Genomic DNA, 17945 nt, shown 5'->3' with positions numbered 1-17945 from the left:
TGTCCGGTGAGGTGTCCGGTGAACAGAAATCTGCCCTGGTATCCGAATCGTCCGGTTCGCCGCAGCCGGCGGCGCAGGTGCCGAAGGGCGCTTCAACTGCCGGTATTCCGGAGCCGGTTGCAATCATCGGCATGAGCGGGAGGTTCCCCGGCGCATCCGACATTGACACCTTCTGGAGCAATCTTGTGACGGAAACAAGCGCCATTTCGGAAATACCGTCCGAACGATGGGATTGGAGGAAATATAGCGGCGATCCCCGCAAGGAGCCGGGAACCAGCGTGTCCCGATGGGGAGGGTTCATCCCGGATATTGACCGGTTCGATCCTTTGTTCTTCGAGATCTCACCCAAAGAGGCGGAGCTGATGGACCCTCAGCAGCGGCTGTTCCTCGAAGAAGCCTGGCATGCTCTGGAAGATGCGGGCTACATGGGCGAACGGATCAGAGGGAAGCTCTGCGGTGTGTATGTGGGAGCGGAAGAGAGCCAATATGCTGATGTCACCGGAGGGGAAGGGCAGATCAGCTCCAATCAGAATGCAACCTTGTCGGCACGGATCGCATACAAGCTGGATTTGAAAGGGCCGAATTTCACGTTGACGGCTTCTTGCTCCTCCGGCCTGGTAGCAGTGCATCAAGCCTGCCTGTCGCTGCGGAGCGGGGACTGCAACATGGCGGTGGCGGGAGGCGTCAGCCTAACCGTATCGCCCCGCATGTATGCCGGACTCGGCAAAGCGAACATGCTGTCGCCGGACGGTACGTGCAGCGTATTTGACGGCCGGGCCAACGGACTCGTTCCGGGCGAGGCGGCGGCAGTTGTCGTCCTCAAGCCGCTGTCGAAGGCAATCGCGGATAACGACCGCATCTACGGCACGATCAAAGCAAGCGGTGTCAATTATGACGGCCGGACGAATGGCATTTCCGCTCCGAACCCGTTAAGCCAGGAGCAGCTGATTAAGCAGATTTATGAACGCAGCGGCATACGTCCCGAACAAATCGGTTTTTTGATGGCACACAGCGTTGGCGCGAAGATCGGAGACTCGATCGAAATGGAGGCTCTTTCGTCTGCATTCCGGAAGCTTAGCGATGTAAAAGGCCACTGCGCTGTCGGTTCCGTCAAGCCGCTGATCGGTCATACCTTCGCCGCTTCGGGGGTTGTCAGTCTAATCGCAATGGTGACGGCACTACACCGGAAGACGATTGTGCCGGTGTCCGGCTTTGAATCGCTGAGCGAGCTGATTTCATTCAAGGAAAGCCCGTTTTATATTGCGCAGGAAGTGCGGGAATGGACATCCCGGCCAGGCCAGGCCAGACTTGGAGCGGTATCCACGACCGGAATTAGCGGGACGAACGCGCATGCCGTGATTGAAGAATATATTCCTTCATTAACGGAGCCGCAGGGGGAGTGCCCTTCACCGGCGGCTTATGCCGTTATTTTGTCTGCGCAGAACGATGAACGCCTGCAGGCGGCGGCCCGGCAATTAGCAGATTATATGGACAGCGGCCGTTCGGCTGACATCGCTTTGCGCGACCTGGCTTATACGCTGAGCGTGGGCAGAGAGGCGATGAAATGTCGTCTTGCGATTGTGACACCATCGAAAGAAGCGTTGGTGCAGGGCTTAAGCGCTTATATCGAAGGAACGGCCGCAACGCTTCCCGGCGGGCTTGCCATCTATGGCGGAAGTTCGGGAACTCACGGACATCAGACGCCTGCATCCGCCACTGCCGGGACAGCCGGTAAGGCGGTGAGGGAGCACGACCTTCTACAGCTCGCCTCGCTTTGGGCCGGGGGGATGCAGGTTCCGTGGGCAGAACTGTACGAAGCCGGAAGCGCCAGAATCGTTTCAGCTCCGGGGTATCCTTTCAGAAGAAGAAAATGTTGGCCGCAAGAGAACCGTAACGTATCCGTTCAGCATACGGCTGTAAGCCTGCCTCCTTCGGGGCCGGACGGCGGCAATAAGGCGGCGGAGCTGTACTCGTTCAACACCGTCGACCGCTCGGCGGAATTTCAGGAGGAATATTTAACGTTTTGCCCGTTCGAATCGCGGATTCCCGGCTTCTCGATGAGCAGGGTGCTGCTGAATCCGGAGCGGTATCCGGATGAAGCAGCCCTTGTCAAGGATAAACAGATCGAACTGCGGCAGGTATTGTTCTATAAAGCGGATTTCCGCCGTGTCCGCTCCGTACTGGATATCGGCTGCGGCCATGGTACCGATGTCATTCAAATCGCTTCGCTGTATCCAGATATCCAGGCGCACGGGTATACCATTTCGAAGGGACAGGCGGAGCTGGGCAACAAACGGATTGAAGGGCTGAATCTAAGCTCCCGTGCAGCAATTTATCACCGGGACAGCGCGGTTGACCGCTTCCCTGACTGCTACGATCTCGTCATCGGGATTGAGGTGTGCTGCCACATCCCGGACAAAACCGCCTTGTTCGCGAATATTGCCGCTTCCTTGGCGGAAGACGGCCAAGTGCTGCTGATGGATTTCATCGCGAATCTGCGCGGGCCGATCGTTGATGCGGACATTGGCATTGCGATTGCGACTGCGGCGGAATGGGCCGGCGTGCTGGCGCACTGCGGCCTGGCTATCGAGGAGATTATCGACGTTTCGTCCCGGGTCGCCAATTATTTGTACGATCCGGATTGCGAGCGGAACACGGAAGGATTAGTTCCGGTCGCGCGTGATTCGCTGCGCAGCTACGCCAATAACGCCATCTCGCTCGAGCGGGGCTGGACCAGCTACTGCCTGTTCAAGCTCTGCAAGGAGACGGCGATGACCGAAGCGGAGCTGAAATCGTTCAACGAAATCAGAATCGCGCACAAAACCCCGTACGCGGAAGCGCTGAACGAAATGAAGCATCTCGGGCAGAAGAGCTATCCGCCGACGTCTATAACGCAGCAGGAGAGACCGTTGAAGGGAGCAATCTTATGATTTCTGGGAATAGGCCGGATTCACTTGAAGAAAGGCTGGATGTGGTTAGAGAAAGCTTGGTGCTCGTATTCGGGCAGGTCCTTGGTTTGGACCGGGAAGAATTGCTGGAGGCGGAATCGCTGAAGGAGCTTGGCATCTCGTCCGTTAATTTGGTCGAATTGCTGGAAGCAATCAACGTCCGCTTCGATTTGTCACTTCCGACCAGCATTCTCGTCGAATGCCATCATTTCGAAGCGTTGGCCGTTTATGTCGCCGGGCAGCTGCACGCAAGCGGTGCTCTGCCGTCCGCCGGGCCGGTAACGAAGGTGCCATCAGAATACGCGGCAAAAATAACGGGTCCCGCGGTGGACTTCGTTCCGGTTCCCGGACCGGCCGGAATGCCTGCCGGTGCACCTTCCCGGGAGGAGAAGGTGCAGCAATCGCAGCAACAGGGGAGTGTATCCCGGCCGCCGGAGGCGGACCCTGCAGGGTCCGTCTCCGGCCGGATCGCCGTCATCGGGCTGTCGTGCCGGACCGCCGGGGCTGCTAATCAAGACGAGTTCTGGGAGATCGTTTCGCAAGGAAAGGACTGCACCCGGATGATGGACAATCCGGAGTGGATCGCTTACATCCAAGCGCATTCCTCCTCGCCTGTGCCCCTCCGGTATGGCGCTATGGACGGTATCGAGCACTTCGATCCGCTGTTCTTCAATATATCGCCCAAAGAAGCGGAAGCGATGGATGCGGCGCAGCGCATCGTTCTGCAGGAATGCTACCGGGCGCTGGAAGATGCCGGATATGCCCGCCAGGGCGGACAGGTCGGCACGTTCATAGGCTCGATGGGGTATCCCTCCGCGCAGGATTACTCCCACCATACTATGCTGGGCACCGACACGAGTATTATGGCGGCCCGCATTGCGTATTGCCTGGATCTCAAAGGTCCGGCGCTTGCGGTCAACACGGCATGCTCTTCTTCCCTGGTCGCCATCGACCTTGCTTGTGAGAAGCTGCGGAATGGCGCTATCGATCTGGCCATTGCCGGCGGAATAACGATCTATACCCATCCCGGTGCCTTTCTGTTCATGAACAATGCCGGCATGCTGTCTCCTACGGGAATGTGCCGCCCGTTCGATAACGATGCGGATGGCATCGTCGTCGGTGACGGCGCAGGCATCGTCATTCTAAAAAGGCTTGAGGACGCCCTGCGCGACAACGATTCGATCTATGGGATTATTCGCGGGAGCGGCACCAACCAGGACGGTCAAACTTCAGGCATTACGGCGCCGAGCTTCCTCTCCCAGAGCAAGCTGCAGCAATCGGTGTATGAGCGGTATGGAATCAACGTGGAGGATATTCAATATACGGAAGCGCACGGAACGGCTACGAAGCTGGGCGACCCGGTTGAAATTCACGCGCTGAGCCATGCGTTCGGCAAATTTACATCGAACAAACAGTATTGTGCCATCGGCTCGCTGAAAGGCAATATCGGGCATACGACCGCCGCCGCAGGCGTGCTTAGCTTAATAAAAGTGCTGCTTAGCTTCAAGCATATGCAGATGCCGCCTTCGATCCACTTCCGCAAAGAGAATGAGCATATCGATTTCGCAGGCAGTCCTTTCTACGTGAACACATGTCTGCAGGAATGGCCGCTAAACGCGAAATCGTCGCGGCTCGCTGCGGTAAGCTCGTTCGGCTTCAGCGGCACGAACGCGCATCTCGTCGTTGAGGCGCATGAAGCAGCCGTGCCGTTGGCGTATGACAGGCCGGCTGCCGTGGAACAAGGCTTGTTCATGCTCTCTGCGGCCAGCGAGGCAAGCTTGCGGGAGTACGCCCGGTCTGTGCATGCGTATTTACGTTCACACACTGACGTGGACATCGGGAGCTTCCTGTATACGTATCAAGCAGCCAGAACCCCGATGGAATACCGGCTTGCGGCCGTAACCGGCAGCGTAGCCAAGCTTACGCAGCAATTGGAGGATCTGGCCGTGGAGCAGCGGCTTGCACCGGCACCGGCAACGGGCCGTTATGCCGGAGCGGCCGGCAAGAAGGAAGGCACTGATCTCGCCGACACGGCGGAAGGCAGACAATTCCTGCAGCAATTGCTGACGGGCGGGAAATACAAAAAATTGGCGGAGCTGTGGGTTGGCGGAACCGATGTGGGACAGGCTGTCCTCCAGTACCGCCAAACGGCCGCCAAGCGGCTGGCGGGATTGCCGACACATCCTTTTGCCCGGGAAAGGTTTGCTATTCCTGACATCAAGCCTGTCTTGAGCACACGCTTGGCGGAAGGCTTTGGTCCGGCAGCGCCGGGTCATCCTTTGCTGCAGCACAATACGTCCGATCTTGCCGGGCAGAAATTCACCTCCGTGTTCACGGGGGACGAGTTTTTCTTCAGGGATCATGTCGTCAGCGGCCAGCGGCTCCTGCCGGGATCGGCCTATCTCGAAATGGCCCGGGCCGCATTGGAGAAGTCGGCAGATGCTGCCGCACAGCAATCGCTTCGGGCCGGAACGGCAGGAATCCGGCTTCAGCATGTCTCGTGGTCCCGTCCTCTCGCCGCAGGGGAAGAGCCTGTTCACGTTCATATCACGCTGTATCCGGAAGAGGACGGCAGCGTATCCTTCGAGATCACCGGCTCCTCAGCCGAATCCGGGGACATTGCGGCCGTACACAGCCAAGGCCGGCTGATGCTGGAGGCTTCATCCGAAGCGCGGAGCGTGATCGATTTGCATGCGATCCGCTCGCAATGTGGTACAGCGCGGATAACTGCCTCCGAAAGCTATGATCGGTTCGAAGCGATGGGAATCCGGTATGGCCCGGCCCACCGGGGATTGGAAGAAATGTATATCGGCAAGGGACAGGTGCTCGCCAGGCTGAAGCTTCCCGAAATGGTATGGGGAACGGGCGATGCCTTCGTTCTGCATCCGGGCATGCTGGATTCCGCTTTACAGGCGTCGCTCGGGCTGCTGATCGGGGAAGAAAGTCGGGCGCCCCTTCGCCCGCTTCTCCCCTTTGCCGTGGAGAACGTGGAGGTGATCAGTCCATGCCTTTCGTCGATGTGGGTGTACATCCGCTCAGGTGAAGGAGAGGTGTACGGCGGCGTTCGGAAGCTTGATGCCGACCTATGCGATGAACAAGGAGCCGTATGCGTGAAGATCAGAGGTTTCTCCGTTCGTGCTTTGGATCACCCGGCGGAAGAAGATTCAATGGAAACGCTGCTGCTTGAGCCCGTCTGGGAAGGGCAAACAGCGGGCCAATCCGATCAGGGCAGCAGAACGGCACCGTTCGATCTTCATCTCGTCATGCTGTGCGGGCAGCAAGAGCTGGCAGACAGCCTGGATGCTTGCTGGAACGGCAGGCCGCTTAGCCGCCGCTGGCGCATTTGCAATCTGGTTGCTGCGGAGGAAGAAACCTGTCTGAGTTTCGGCCGGTACGCAGCGCTGGCACTGAACGAGCTGCAAGCCGTTGCGAACGATTCTTCCATCGGCTCGGCTCTGGTGCAGCTCATCATCTCCGGCAAGGGCGAAGAGCGGCTGCTGTCTGGATTGGCAGGAATGCTGCAGACGGCCGCCCTGGAGCATCCGAAGCTTGCCGTTCAGCTGATCGAAGCGGAAGCCGGAGCCGGAAGCAGTGCTCCGGACTTCGCCATTCAGCTGCAGAACGACGGCGGAAGCCCGCAGGACACGAGAATCCGCTATCAGAACGGCATCCGCTATGTATTACGGTGGGATGAGCTTGAAGCATCCGGCGGGCTTGCGGCTGAGCCGTGGAGAGAGAATGGAGTGTACTTAATTACAGGCGGCACAGGCGGCCTCGGCCGGCTATTCGCCAGAGAGGCAGGCCGGCAGGCCAAGCAGGCAACGCTTGTTCTGACCGGACGGTCTCCGCTCGATGCGGATAAGGAGGAGCAGCTCCGGCAGCTTCGCGCCACAGGCGTCCGGGCAGAATACCGGCAGGCCGACATGAACGACAGGCAGGCCATGTTCGGCCTTATACGGGATATCGGGGAACGCTTTGGCAAATTGCATGGTATTATCCACAGCGCGGGAATCGTGCGTGACAGCTTGATCGTGAATAAGGGCATACAGGAGCTTGCGGACGTACTGGCTCCTAAAGTAACCGGTTTAGCCTATCTGGATGAGGCGACCCGCCATCTCGAGCTAGACTTTTTTGTGCTGTTTTCGTCCACTGCGGGCAGCATGGGGAATGCCGGTCAAGCCGATTATGCGGCAGCCAATGCCTATATGGATGCATTCGCTGCATACCGCAGCGAGCTGGCGGCAGCCGGGCAGCGCCAAGGCCGCACGCTGTCTATCAATTGGCCGCTTTGGAAGGACGGCGGGATGAGCGTGAGCGAAAGCACGGTGAAGAGGCTCCGGGAGACGTTCGGCTTCGTGCCGCTTCAGACGGACAGCGGCTTCTCCGCCTTTTATCGCGCCTTCGCTTCAGAGCGAAGCCAGGTCATGGTCGTCCAAGGCAAGCCGGCACAATTGCGGAGCGCCTTGCACAAGCTGGCGGCTAGCTCAAAGGTTGGGGCAACCCCGTCCCCGGCGCCAGCTCCTGTGAAGCGGAATACGGATGGCGATACGAAGCAGAAGATTCTCGCTGCCGCAGTCCGTGCCGTATCCGGGTTGCTCACCGTCCCCGGCAGCGAGATTCATATCGATACCGATTGGGACGAATTCGGCTTCGATGCGCATCAGATGCAAACTGCCGCAGTGAGCATAGGCGAGGCCGTCGGGTTCAAGGTAACGCCAGTCGAACTGCTTGAATATCCGACCATTCGCCAGCTGGCAGAGCATTTAGCGGAACGTATGCCTACTCCAAGGGAAGCTGAACCACTGGAGGCTCCTGAAGTGCATGCGGAAGGGGTTTCCTCCGCGCCTGCCGACTTGCCGGCCGCATTCCGGGAGCAGGCGGTCCAATATTTTAAAAAGCTGCTCTCGTCTGCGATCAAGCTGCCGTCCCACCGGATCGACGAGCATGTCCCGCTGGAGAAGTACGGGATCGATTCAATTATGGTGATGGATCTGACCGGAGAACTGGAGAAAGTGTTCGGCCCCTTGTCCAAAACGTTATTTTTTGAATACCAGAACCTTGCCGCCTTAACGGACTATTTCCTCGGGGTGCATCAAGCCAAACTGAAGGAGCTTCTGGGCTCCGGCAGACCACCTGCGGATGATAACAGAGCTGCTGCCAAGACAGCACCTCCGGTGACCGGGCTTATCCGGCCTTCTACAGGGAGGCAGCCCCGTTCCCGGGTTTCACCGGCGTTGGCGGCGGCAGGCAGCCCTTCCCCGTCATTAAGGCAGCACGGGCAGGGCGGTCCAATCGATATTGCCGTTATCGGCATAGCGGGACGTTACCCGGGAGCGCCGGACGTGGCGGAATACTGGCGCAATTTGCAGCAGGGACGGGATTGCATTACGGAGATCCCGCCGGAAAGATGGGATCACTCCCTTTATTTCGACGAAGATAAGAACAAGCTGGGCACCACTTACAGCAAATGGGGAGGTTTCCTGGACGGGATGGATCAGTTCGATCCGTTGTTCTTCCAGATTTCGCCCCTGGAGGCAGAAGTAATGGATCCCCAGGAGCGGCTGTTTCTGCAATGCGTCTACCATACACTGGAGGACGCCGGTTATACGAGGGAATCGGTTGCGTTCAACCGGAAGCTGAACCGCCGGATTCCGGTGGGTATTTATGCCGGCGTCATGTATGAGGAGTACCAGCTGTACGGGGCGCAGGAGCAGCTTTCGGGCAGAAGAATCGCTTACGCCGGCAGCCCGTCTTCGATTGCGAACCGGGTGTCCTATTGGTATAACTTCCAGGGGCCCAGCATAGCCGTCGATACGATGTGCTCTTCGTCCTTGACCGCCATTCATCTGGCCTGCCAAAGCATCCAGCAAGGGGAGTGCGGCGTAGCCGTTGCCGGAGGCGTCAACCTGTCGCTTCATCCGAACAAATATCTGATGCTTGCGCAGGGGAAATTCGTGTCGAGCAAGGGCCGCTGCGAAAGCTTCGGCGAAGGCGGCGACGGCTACGTGCCCGGGGAGGGCGTCGGCGCGGTGCTGCTCAAGCCGTTGTCCGAAGCGGTTGCGGACGGGGACCGGATTTACGGCGTGATCAAAGCAAGTGCAATCAATCACGGCGGCAAAACGAACGGGTACTCGGTTCCGAATCCCAATGCCCAGGCTGAAGTGATCAAGCAGGCGCTGAGCAGGGCGGGGTTCGACCCGAGAACGGTCAGTTACATCGAGGCTCACGGTACCGGGACATCGCTCGGCGATCCTATAGAAATCGCGGGCTTGTCGGGCGCGTTCTCGGCATATACGGATGATAAGGCATTTTGCGCCATCGGCTCGGCCAAGTCTAATATCGGCCATTGCGAAAGCGCGGCCGGGATTGCCGGCTTGACGAAGGTGCTGCTGCAGCTGAAGCATGGGCAGCTGGCGCCGTCCCTGCATGCCTCCGTGCTCAATCCGAACATCGATTTCTCCTCAACGCCATTCGTCGTACAGCGGGAGCTGGCGGAATGGAAGCGGCCGGTCCTGCGTGAGTCCGGCTCGGTGCGGGAATATCCGCGCAGGGCGGGTATATCGTCCTTCGGGGCCGGGGGTTCCAATGCGCATTTGCTGGTGGAGGAATATATTCCTGCCGCAGAGGCGGGTGCGGATCCCGCGGCGGCTTATCCGCTGCCTGCGGTGATCGTGCTGTCCGCCAAGAACGAGGAACGGCTGCGCGCGCTTGCGCAGGCGCTGCTGGATGCAGTTCGTGAAGAAGCGTTCACCGATGCCGACTTGGCCAGTATAGCCCATACGCTGCAGACCGGCCGGGAGGTGATGGAGGAACGGCTCGCGCTTCTGGCAGACAGCATAGGCGAGGTTGAGAGCAAGCTGGCCGCTTACCTGAGAGGAGACCGTACGACAGGGGATCTGTTCTACGGCCGGGGAAGAATTAATGACGGCGCAGCGGCCGTCTTAACGGCAGATGAGGATTTGCAGCACACGGTCGATGCATGGCTTGCCAAAAGAAAGTATACGAAGCTGCTCGACTGGTGGGTGCAAGGGCTTTCGGTCGATTGGAGCAGCATGTACCAGGGACGGAAGCCTCGGCGGATTGCCCTCCCTCTATACCCGTTCGCCAAGAACCGGTACTGGTCTCCGAAGCCGGGGGCGGATGCGGGAGGCGGTCATACCGGCTCCGCAGGCGAGGGAAGCGGGTCTGCTGCTCCTGCCGGTGAGCTGCTGCATCCGCTGCTGTACGCCAATACATCCGACTTCTCTGAGCAGCGTTACAGCTCGGCCTTTACGGGAACCGAGTTTTTCTTTGCCGATCATGTCGTCAGGGGGCAGAAGGTGCTGCCCGGCGCGGCGCAGCTGGAGATGGCCATTTATGCTGCGGCCCAAGCCAGCGGAAGGAATGAAGGCATTCCGGTGGGCCTTCGGCTGAAGGAGGTGGTCTGGGTGAGACCTTGCACAATCAGCGAAGGGACGTCGAACGTTCATATCGGGCTGCGCCCGCAGGAGAGCGGGGACATCGCATTCGAGATCTACGGCGGCAATGCAGGAGCAAGCGGGGATAACATCTATAGCCAAGGACGTGCGGAATGGAGCGGCAGTGAAATTGCTCCTGCACTGGAATTGGCGTCCCTGCGCGCAAAGTGCGGCATTCGCGTTCTGACGGCCGATGATTGTTATTCGGCGTTCCAAAGGATGGGGATTGAGTACGGCGCAGCCCACAGGGCTGTTGATTGCGTGTATGCGGGTGACGGGCGCGCGCTTGCGAAGCTGGTTCTTCCTGCATCGGCCATCCCTTCGGCGGACCGGTTCATTCTGCATCCGAGCTTGACGGACGCGGCGTTCCAAGCTGCGATCGGTCTGATGGACGGCATCGGGCAGGAGGACGCCGGCTTGAAGCCGATGCTTCCGTTTACACTTGAGGAGTTGACCGTTTACGGCCGTTACTCCTCCGTCGTATGGGCTTATGTCCGTTGGAGCGGGGGCGACACGGCCAGCGGCAAAGTACGGAAGATGGACATTGACCTGTGCAATGAGCAGGGTGGTGTTATTGCAAGTCTGAAGGGCTATTCGGTAAGGGGGATGGATGGCGATGCCGTAACCGCTGTACGGACGGAGCCGAGTATTATGGCAACGGCGGCAGCGGATAGACAGACTCATTCCGCTCTTATGACGTTACACCCCGTATGGGACACCGTGCCTGTCGAACGGGTTCAGGAGTGGCCGAAGCCTGACAGCCGCATAACGATTGTCGGCGATGCCGGTCCTAAGAACAGTTCGGCTTTGGAACAGCTGCTTCCACACGCGCAATCACTTAGGTTCCAGCCGGAGGATACGATCGAAGAGATCGCCCGGCGGCTTGCGGACGGAGGGATGCCGGAGCATATCGTTTGGATTGCGCCGGATGCTGCCGAAGGCTCGCTGCCCGGTGTTTCGCTGACCCGCGCGCAGCAAGCCGGCGTCTTCCAGCTGTTCAAGCTGATCAAGGCCGTACTGCTTGCAGGCGGAGGAGGCAGCAAGACCGGCTGGACGGTCATTACCGGACACACGCAGAGCGTAGGCCGGAGAGAAGAGGCCGATGCGGCACACGCAGGCGTGCATGGGCTGATCGGCTCGCTCGCCAAAGAATATCCGAACTGGAGCGTACGGCTAATCGATCTGGAGTCCGGCGGTCAGTGGCCGCTTCAGGAGCTATTGTCGCTGCCCGCAGACCGGCAGGGCAACGCCTGGGCTTACCGAAGCGGCGAGTGGTTCCGCCAGAAGCTCATTCCGGTCAACCGGAGTAACAATAATACCCCGGAACGGATTTTGTACAGAAAAGGTGGCGTCTACGTGGTGATCGGCGGAGCCGGCGGCATCGGCGAGGTATGGAGCGAATATATGATCCGCACCTGGCAGGCGCATATCGTCTGGATCGGACGACGCGAGAAGGATGAGCTGATCCAGGCGAAGCTTGACCGGTTGGGTGCCTTCGGTGAAGCACCTGTCTATATTTCCGGGGACGCATCCGACCGCAGCTCCCTGCAGCTTGCCTACGACGCGGCGAAGAAACGGTTCAGCCGCATTGACGGTGTTGTTCACTCGGCCATCGTGCTGGCGGACCAAAGCCTTGCGAACATGGACGAAGCCCGTTTTCGGTCCGCGCTTGCGGCCAAGGTCGATACAAGCGTCAATATGGCGGAGCTGCTCGCCGGGGAAACGCCCGATTTCGTTCTGTTCTTCTCGTCCATGAATGCCTTCATGAAATCGGCGGGTCAAAGCAATTACGCCGCCGGATGCACATTCATGGATGCTTATGCGCATCAGCTTGCCGCCCGCTCGCTTTACCCGGTCAAAACGATGAACTGGGGTTACTGGGGCGGGGTTGGTGTCGTTGCTTCCGATGCTTATCAGGAACGCATGGCACAGATGGGGATAGGCTCCATTGAGCCGGAGGAGGCGATGGAGGCGCTCGGCGGACTTCTGTCCGGCCCGCTGAATCAGCTGGCTCTGCTCAAGACCACTGGGGGCCTTACGATCGAGGGCATTTCGCAGGACGAACAGCTATTCCTGCATCCGGACAATAGCGTTCAATCGGCGGAGCAGCTTGCCCGCGTCCTCCCTGACCCGGAGGCTGCGACGGCAGGACTTACCGGAGAAGGATATGCGGCGCTTCAGGACATGGAGTCGCAGCTCTGCCGGATGCTCGAAGGGCAGCTGCTTGCGTCCGGCATGTTCAGGCGGGCAGCGGATAATACCGGTTTCGTGCAGGGAAACGGCGTACATGGCCGGTATTCAAGATGGCTTGATGCGAGCATTGCGCTGCTTAGAGAGCGAAAGGGTGTGCAGCAAGACAGTGCCGGCAAGGGGCTGTATCCAGCCAATGTCAGGATGGAGGCGCTGTGGTCCGACTGGGACCGCAAAAAGAAGGAATGGCTCGCCTTCGGCGGAATGGCGGCGCAGATTGCGCTCGCGGAGACGGCGCTGCGTGCACTTCCGGATATTTTATCGGGCAAGCTTCCGGCAACGGATATTATGTTTCCGAATTCATCCATGGAGCTCGTAGAAGGCGTCTATAAGCATAATCCGGTGGCGGACACTTTCAATGAAGTGCTCGGCGATATCGTTGCCGCTTATGTGAAGCAGCGGATTCAGCTAGATCCGTCCGCCCGCATTCGCATTCTGGAGATCGGGGCGGGAACCGGCGGCACGAGTGCCGGCGTCCTGCGCAAGCTGAAGGCATATGCGGACAACATTCAGGAATATGGCTATACCGATATCTCCCAAGCCTTCCTGATCCATGCCAAGGAGACATATGGACCGGACCATCCATTCCTGACTTATCAGCTATTCAATGTCGAGTCACCGCTATCCGGCCAGCAGATTCTTCCGGGCGAATACGATATCGCCATTGCGGCTAACGTACTTCACGCTACGAAGAACATTCGCCACACGCTGCGCAACGCCAAAGCCGTACTCAAAAAGAACGGCCTGCTGCTGCTGAACGAGCTGCACGGACAATCCATGTTTACGCATCTGACCTTCGGGCTGCTCGATGGGTGGTGGCGGTATGAAGACGCCCGGCTTCGTATACCGGGCTCACCCGGTTTATCGCCGGGGATGTGGCTGAACGTGCTTGAAGACGAAGGATTCCGTTCGGTCCATTTTCCTGCTGAGCCTGTCCACGCATGGGGCCAGCAGATTATTATGGCGGAAAGCGATGGCGCGGTACGGCAGCAGGTGAAGCCCGTTCAAGAGAAAAGCGAGGCGGCGGACAAGGAGAATCGGGTTAGCGTTCTGCCCGTCCAGCCGGTGAAGGCAGGGGCAGGAGAGCGTTACGCAGGCACGCTGAGGGAGAAGACAATTGCGTATTTGCGCCGGCGCATAGCGGAGGTGCTCAAAATGCCAACCGGACAGCTCGATCCGAGGGAGCGGTTCGAAAACTACGGAATCGACTCCATTCTGGTTGTGCAGCTTACGAATGCGTTAAGTGAAGAGTTCAGCAGCGTGAACAGCACGGTGTTCTTCGAATATCAGACAGTCGAAGAGCTTGCCGGATATTTCTTGACGGCCCATCAGGAGACGCTCGCGGTGCTGCTCGGACCGGATGAATCCGGGACCGGCGGGGCACGGCCTAATGACGGCGGTATCCAAGGGCCACAGCCGGAGCCGGCCCTTGCAGGCGCAGCCGGAAATCCGCGGCCGGGCAGCCGGTTTGCTTCGATTCCGCAGAATACTGCCCGGACATCCGCCGCCGTAACGGCGTCAGCCGATATCGCTATCGTTGGGCTGTCGGGACGTTATCCGGGTGCCGGAAACATCCGTGAATTCTGGGCGCAGCTGAAGGCGGGAAGACACGGCATTACCGAAATTTCCAAGGATCGCTGGGACTGGGCGGATTATTATGAAGCGCAGCGCGGCAAAAGAGGGACGATGTACAGCAAATGGGGCGGATTCATTGAAGGGTCCGACCGGTTCGATCCGCTGTTCTTCGGCATCTCGCCGAAAGAAGCGAAACAGATGGACCCTCAAGAACGGCTATTCCTCGAAACCGCTTATGCAAGCATAGAAGATGCGGGCTATACGCCTGCTACGCTATGCGCCAGCGGCAAGGTAGGCGTATATGTCGGGGCGATGAACGGGAATTATCCGACAGGTGCCAGTTATTGGTCCATCGCGAACCGCATCTCCTATTTGTTCAATTTCCGTGGCCCGAGCATGGCGGTCGATACGGCCTGTTCCTCCTCGTTAACGGCGATTCATCTGGCCATTGACAGCCTGAACAACGGCACAAGCGAATGTGCAATCGCCGGCGGTGTCAATTTGATTCAGTCTCCGAACCATTATTTAAGGCTGTCGGCCATGAACATGCTGTCCTCCGGGGATCAATGCAGGTCGTTCGGTGCCGGAGCGGACGGCTTCGTTGATGGGGAAGGCGTAGGCGCCATTGTGCTTAAGCCGCTGGACAAAGCGGTGCGGGACGGCGACCACATCTATGGCGTTATTAAAGGAAGCATGCTCAATGCGGGAGGACGGACGAACGGTTATACGGTCCCGAACCCGCTGGCCCAGTATGAGGTCGTTACAGATGCGCTCAAACGGGCCAATGTCCATGCCAGAACGATTAGCTGCATAGAGGCTCACGGGACTGGAACCGCGCTTGGCGATCCGATTGAGATCACCGGATTGACCCGGGCGTTTGAACGGGATACGCAAGATAAGCAATTCTGCTCTTTAGGATCGGTGAAGTCCAACATCGGGCACTCTGAGAGCGCAGCCGGCATCGCCGGGCTGACCAAAGTGCTGCTTATGCTCCGCCACCGGCAGCTCGTCCCTTCTCTGCACGCAACAACGCTGAATCCGGGCATCGAGTTCGGTAACACGCCGTTCGTCGTCCAGCAGGAGCTTGCCGATTGGAACCGGCCTGTCCTTACCATTGACGGCACCCGGCGGGAATATCCGCGCCGGGCCGGCATCTCTTCGTTTGGGGCGGGAGGCGCCAATGCGCATCTTGTCGTGGAGGAATATATGCCGAATCCGTACACCGTGCCGCAGCAGAGAACGGATGCATCCAGGCCGTGCCTCATTGTGCTGTCGGCCAGAAGCGGGGATCAGCTTAAGCTGATCGCGCAGCAGCTTGCGTCTGCCATTCAGGAAGGACGGTATAAAGAATCAGACTTGAGCCGGATCGCTTATACGCTCCAGACGGGGCGGGAAGCGATGGAAGAAAGAGCTGCCTGCGTTGCCGGAACACTTGAAGAATTAGGCGCAGTGCTGCAGCTTCTCGGCAACGGTGTTTCGGAGGCACCGGGTCTATACCGGGGACGGGTTAAGGAGAACAAAGACACAATCGCCGCACTCAGCTCCGACGATGAAATGCAGGAGGTTCTGAGCAAGTGGATGCGGCAGCGCAAGTTCGACAAGCTGCTGAGCTTGTGGACCAAAGGCATGCAGCTCCATTGGTCACAGCTCTACGACGGCCCGCATCCGCAGCGCATCAGCCTGCCGACCTATCCGTTCGCCAGAGAACGGTATTGGTTTACGGAGGGCGGAGGGGGAAGCAGCCAAGGTCAGCCACTGGCAGAAAAGCCTCAGGCGGAACAGCCGCCGGCGGAGCCGCTTGCGATCCCGGTCCCGCATAAGGATGAACCGGCAGCCGCGGAGCTCATGACGGCAGGAACCGGGACCCCCGGTATGCTGGCGTCAACAGCTGCAAGCGGCTTGAGCAGCGATGTATTTGACAGCAGCTTCTATGGCAAGCTGCTGGATCGGATCATGGACGATTCCATCAGCATCGACCGTGCGGCCGATGAGATCCAATCGAATATAAGAGACGTGATCCGTCAAAGGAGGACCTATGGCTGAATTCCTGCAATATGTGTTGAATGAGATGAAACAGCATCGTCTGGCTAAGGCCGAGGCGCTTGATTTGCTGCGGCAATTTCACGGCAATGTGCTTGAAGAGCTGAACGGGGAGCTGTCCGCTGCCCGCTCTTACTCTGACAACGCTGTGGCTGGTCACCAGGTGCAGCGGTTATCACCGGAAGCGGAGCCCGCAGTGTCTCCCCTGGCATCCGCGAAGCCGGGCGGCATTACGCTTCGCCCTTTATCCGAAGCCTTGCTGCCGGGCATTGCAGATGAAGGCCATTCCCGCGCTGTAGCGGGAACCGCAACTGCGGAGAAGCTGAGGGAAGAGCTGGCGGTAAGCTTGGCCGGCGTTCTCGACATGTTGCCGGGGGATGTGGACGCGGAGGAGCCGTTCACCCAATTTGGGCTGGACTCCATATCGGGGGTCGAATGGGTCCGGGACCTTCATAACCGGTTCGGCGTCCCGGTTACCCTGGAGGATATCCATGCGCACGCGAGCCTGCGGGAGCTTTCGGTATGGCTGGCTTCCGCCGTGAACGCAGAGGCGGCCGCGGTCCCTGCGGAACATTTCCCTATTGTCACGTTGCCCGTATATGAGCCTATAGAAGAAGTGCATGCAACTGCTCAGGCAGCCCCAATTAAGCTGCCTGAGCGCTCTGAAGCCGCCGGCCAAGCCGCCAGCCCACGGCCCTTATTTCCCGAGCTGATTGCGCTTAATCACCGCACTTCCGGACGTCCTGTGTTTTGGATTCACGGAGGAAGCGCCATCGTCAGCGGTTACAAGCCGATCGCTCAAGAAGCCGAGCGTCCGATGTACGGCATCCAGGCCCGGGGCTGGATGTCCAGCCGCAAGCCGCTGCACGGCATTCAAGCGATGGCGGCGTACTATGTCCATATCATCATGTCTGTTCAGCCGAAAGGTCCGTATGACCTCGGAGGTTTCTCGCTTGGCGGGCGCATCGCTTACGAAGTTGCCCGGCAGCTTCAAGAGCTTGGAGAGGGCGTTCAGACAATCGTCATGCTCGATTCTTATTTGCACACCCCTTACCGGGAAGCGCTTCAAGACGAGACATTCTATAGAAAAACGATTGCGCTGCAGGCGGTGAACTCGGCACTCTTATCCGCGTTATCACCGGAGCCCAAATCATGGGCGGGCCGTCTTATCCATCAGGACGAGGCCCGTGCTTATTTGCACGAAGATCCGGAGTTGTTCCTGGAGCAGTTGCTAGAGATGGCCGGTGCACGGGGGTTGAACGGGTCCGAAGCAGCGTGGCGCGAGCGGCTGAAACAAAGCATTCGGGTTCAGGAGGCTTACGGGCTTGACCGGTACGTTATTGCGCCACTGGATGCACCGGAAGAACCGTCCTGTTATTATTTCCGCTGCCGGGGCGGGTCGTTCTATGGAGAGCTGGAGCCTTATTTTTGCCTGGATGACAACGGGACAGGACCGGCTGACGCTATCCCTTACTGGAAGGCGTGGGAAGAATGGCTGCCCCGCATGTCGGTTATGACGGCCGGATCGGACAGCCATTACCGGATGTTGTCCGATCTGCGCGCGATGGAAGCGGTACGAACCTTTTGCAGAATGCTGTACCGTATGGAAGGTCCGCCGGCCGAGGCGATCGCTGCGTTAATTGAAGAGAATCAAATACAGAGGGCGAATCATTAG

The 17945-nt window shown here is 58.9% G+C and carries 3 protein-coding genes (1 of these 3 cut by a window edge); all 3 read left to right on the top strand.

The window, feature by feature from the left end:
- Tightly spaced (each overlapping or abutting the next), the 3 genes in view from NSU14_RS18835 to NSU14_RS18825 form a layout consistent with a single transcriptional unit that may run on beyond the window.
- A protein-coding gene (locus NSU14_RS18835; protein ID WP_340946756.1) for an SDR family NAD(P)-dependent oxidoreductase crosses the window boundary here: on the top strand, window positions 1-2930 show its 3' portion. Its footprint begins 15457 nt before the window's first position; 2930 of the gene's 18387 nt are visible here — the last part of the coding sequence; its start codon lies off the left edge, out of view; the stop codon is at window positions 2928-2930.
- Window positions 2927-16273, top strand: a complete 13347-nt coding sequence (locus NSU14_RS18830) for an SDR family NAD(P)-dependent oxidoreductase (protein ID WP_340946754.1) — start codon at window positions 2927-2929, stop codon at window positions 16271-16273. Before NSU14_RS18835 ends, NSU14_RS18830 begins: the two co-directional genes overlap by 4 nt.
- Window positions 16266-17945: a thioesterase domain-containing protein gene (locus NSU14_RS18825; protein WP_340946752.1), complete on the top strand. Its 1680-nt coding sequence runs from the start codon at window positions 16266-16268 to the stop codon at window positions 17943-17945. Before NSU14_RS18830 ends, NSU14_RS18825 begins: the two co-directional genes overlap by 8 nt.

The organism is Paenibacillus sp. FSL R10-2771 (assembly GCF_038000205.1).
In the GTDB taxonomy this organism is placed as follows: Bacteria; Bacillota; Bacilli; order Paenibacillales; family Paenibacillaceae; genus Paenibacillus_AQ; species Paenibacillus_AQ phytohabitans.
Note: the sequence above shows the minus strand (reverse complement) of the source record. Positions and strands in the feature narration are given on the sequence as shown.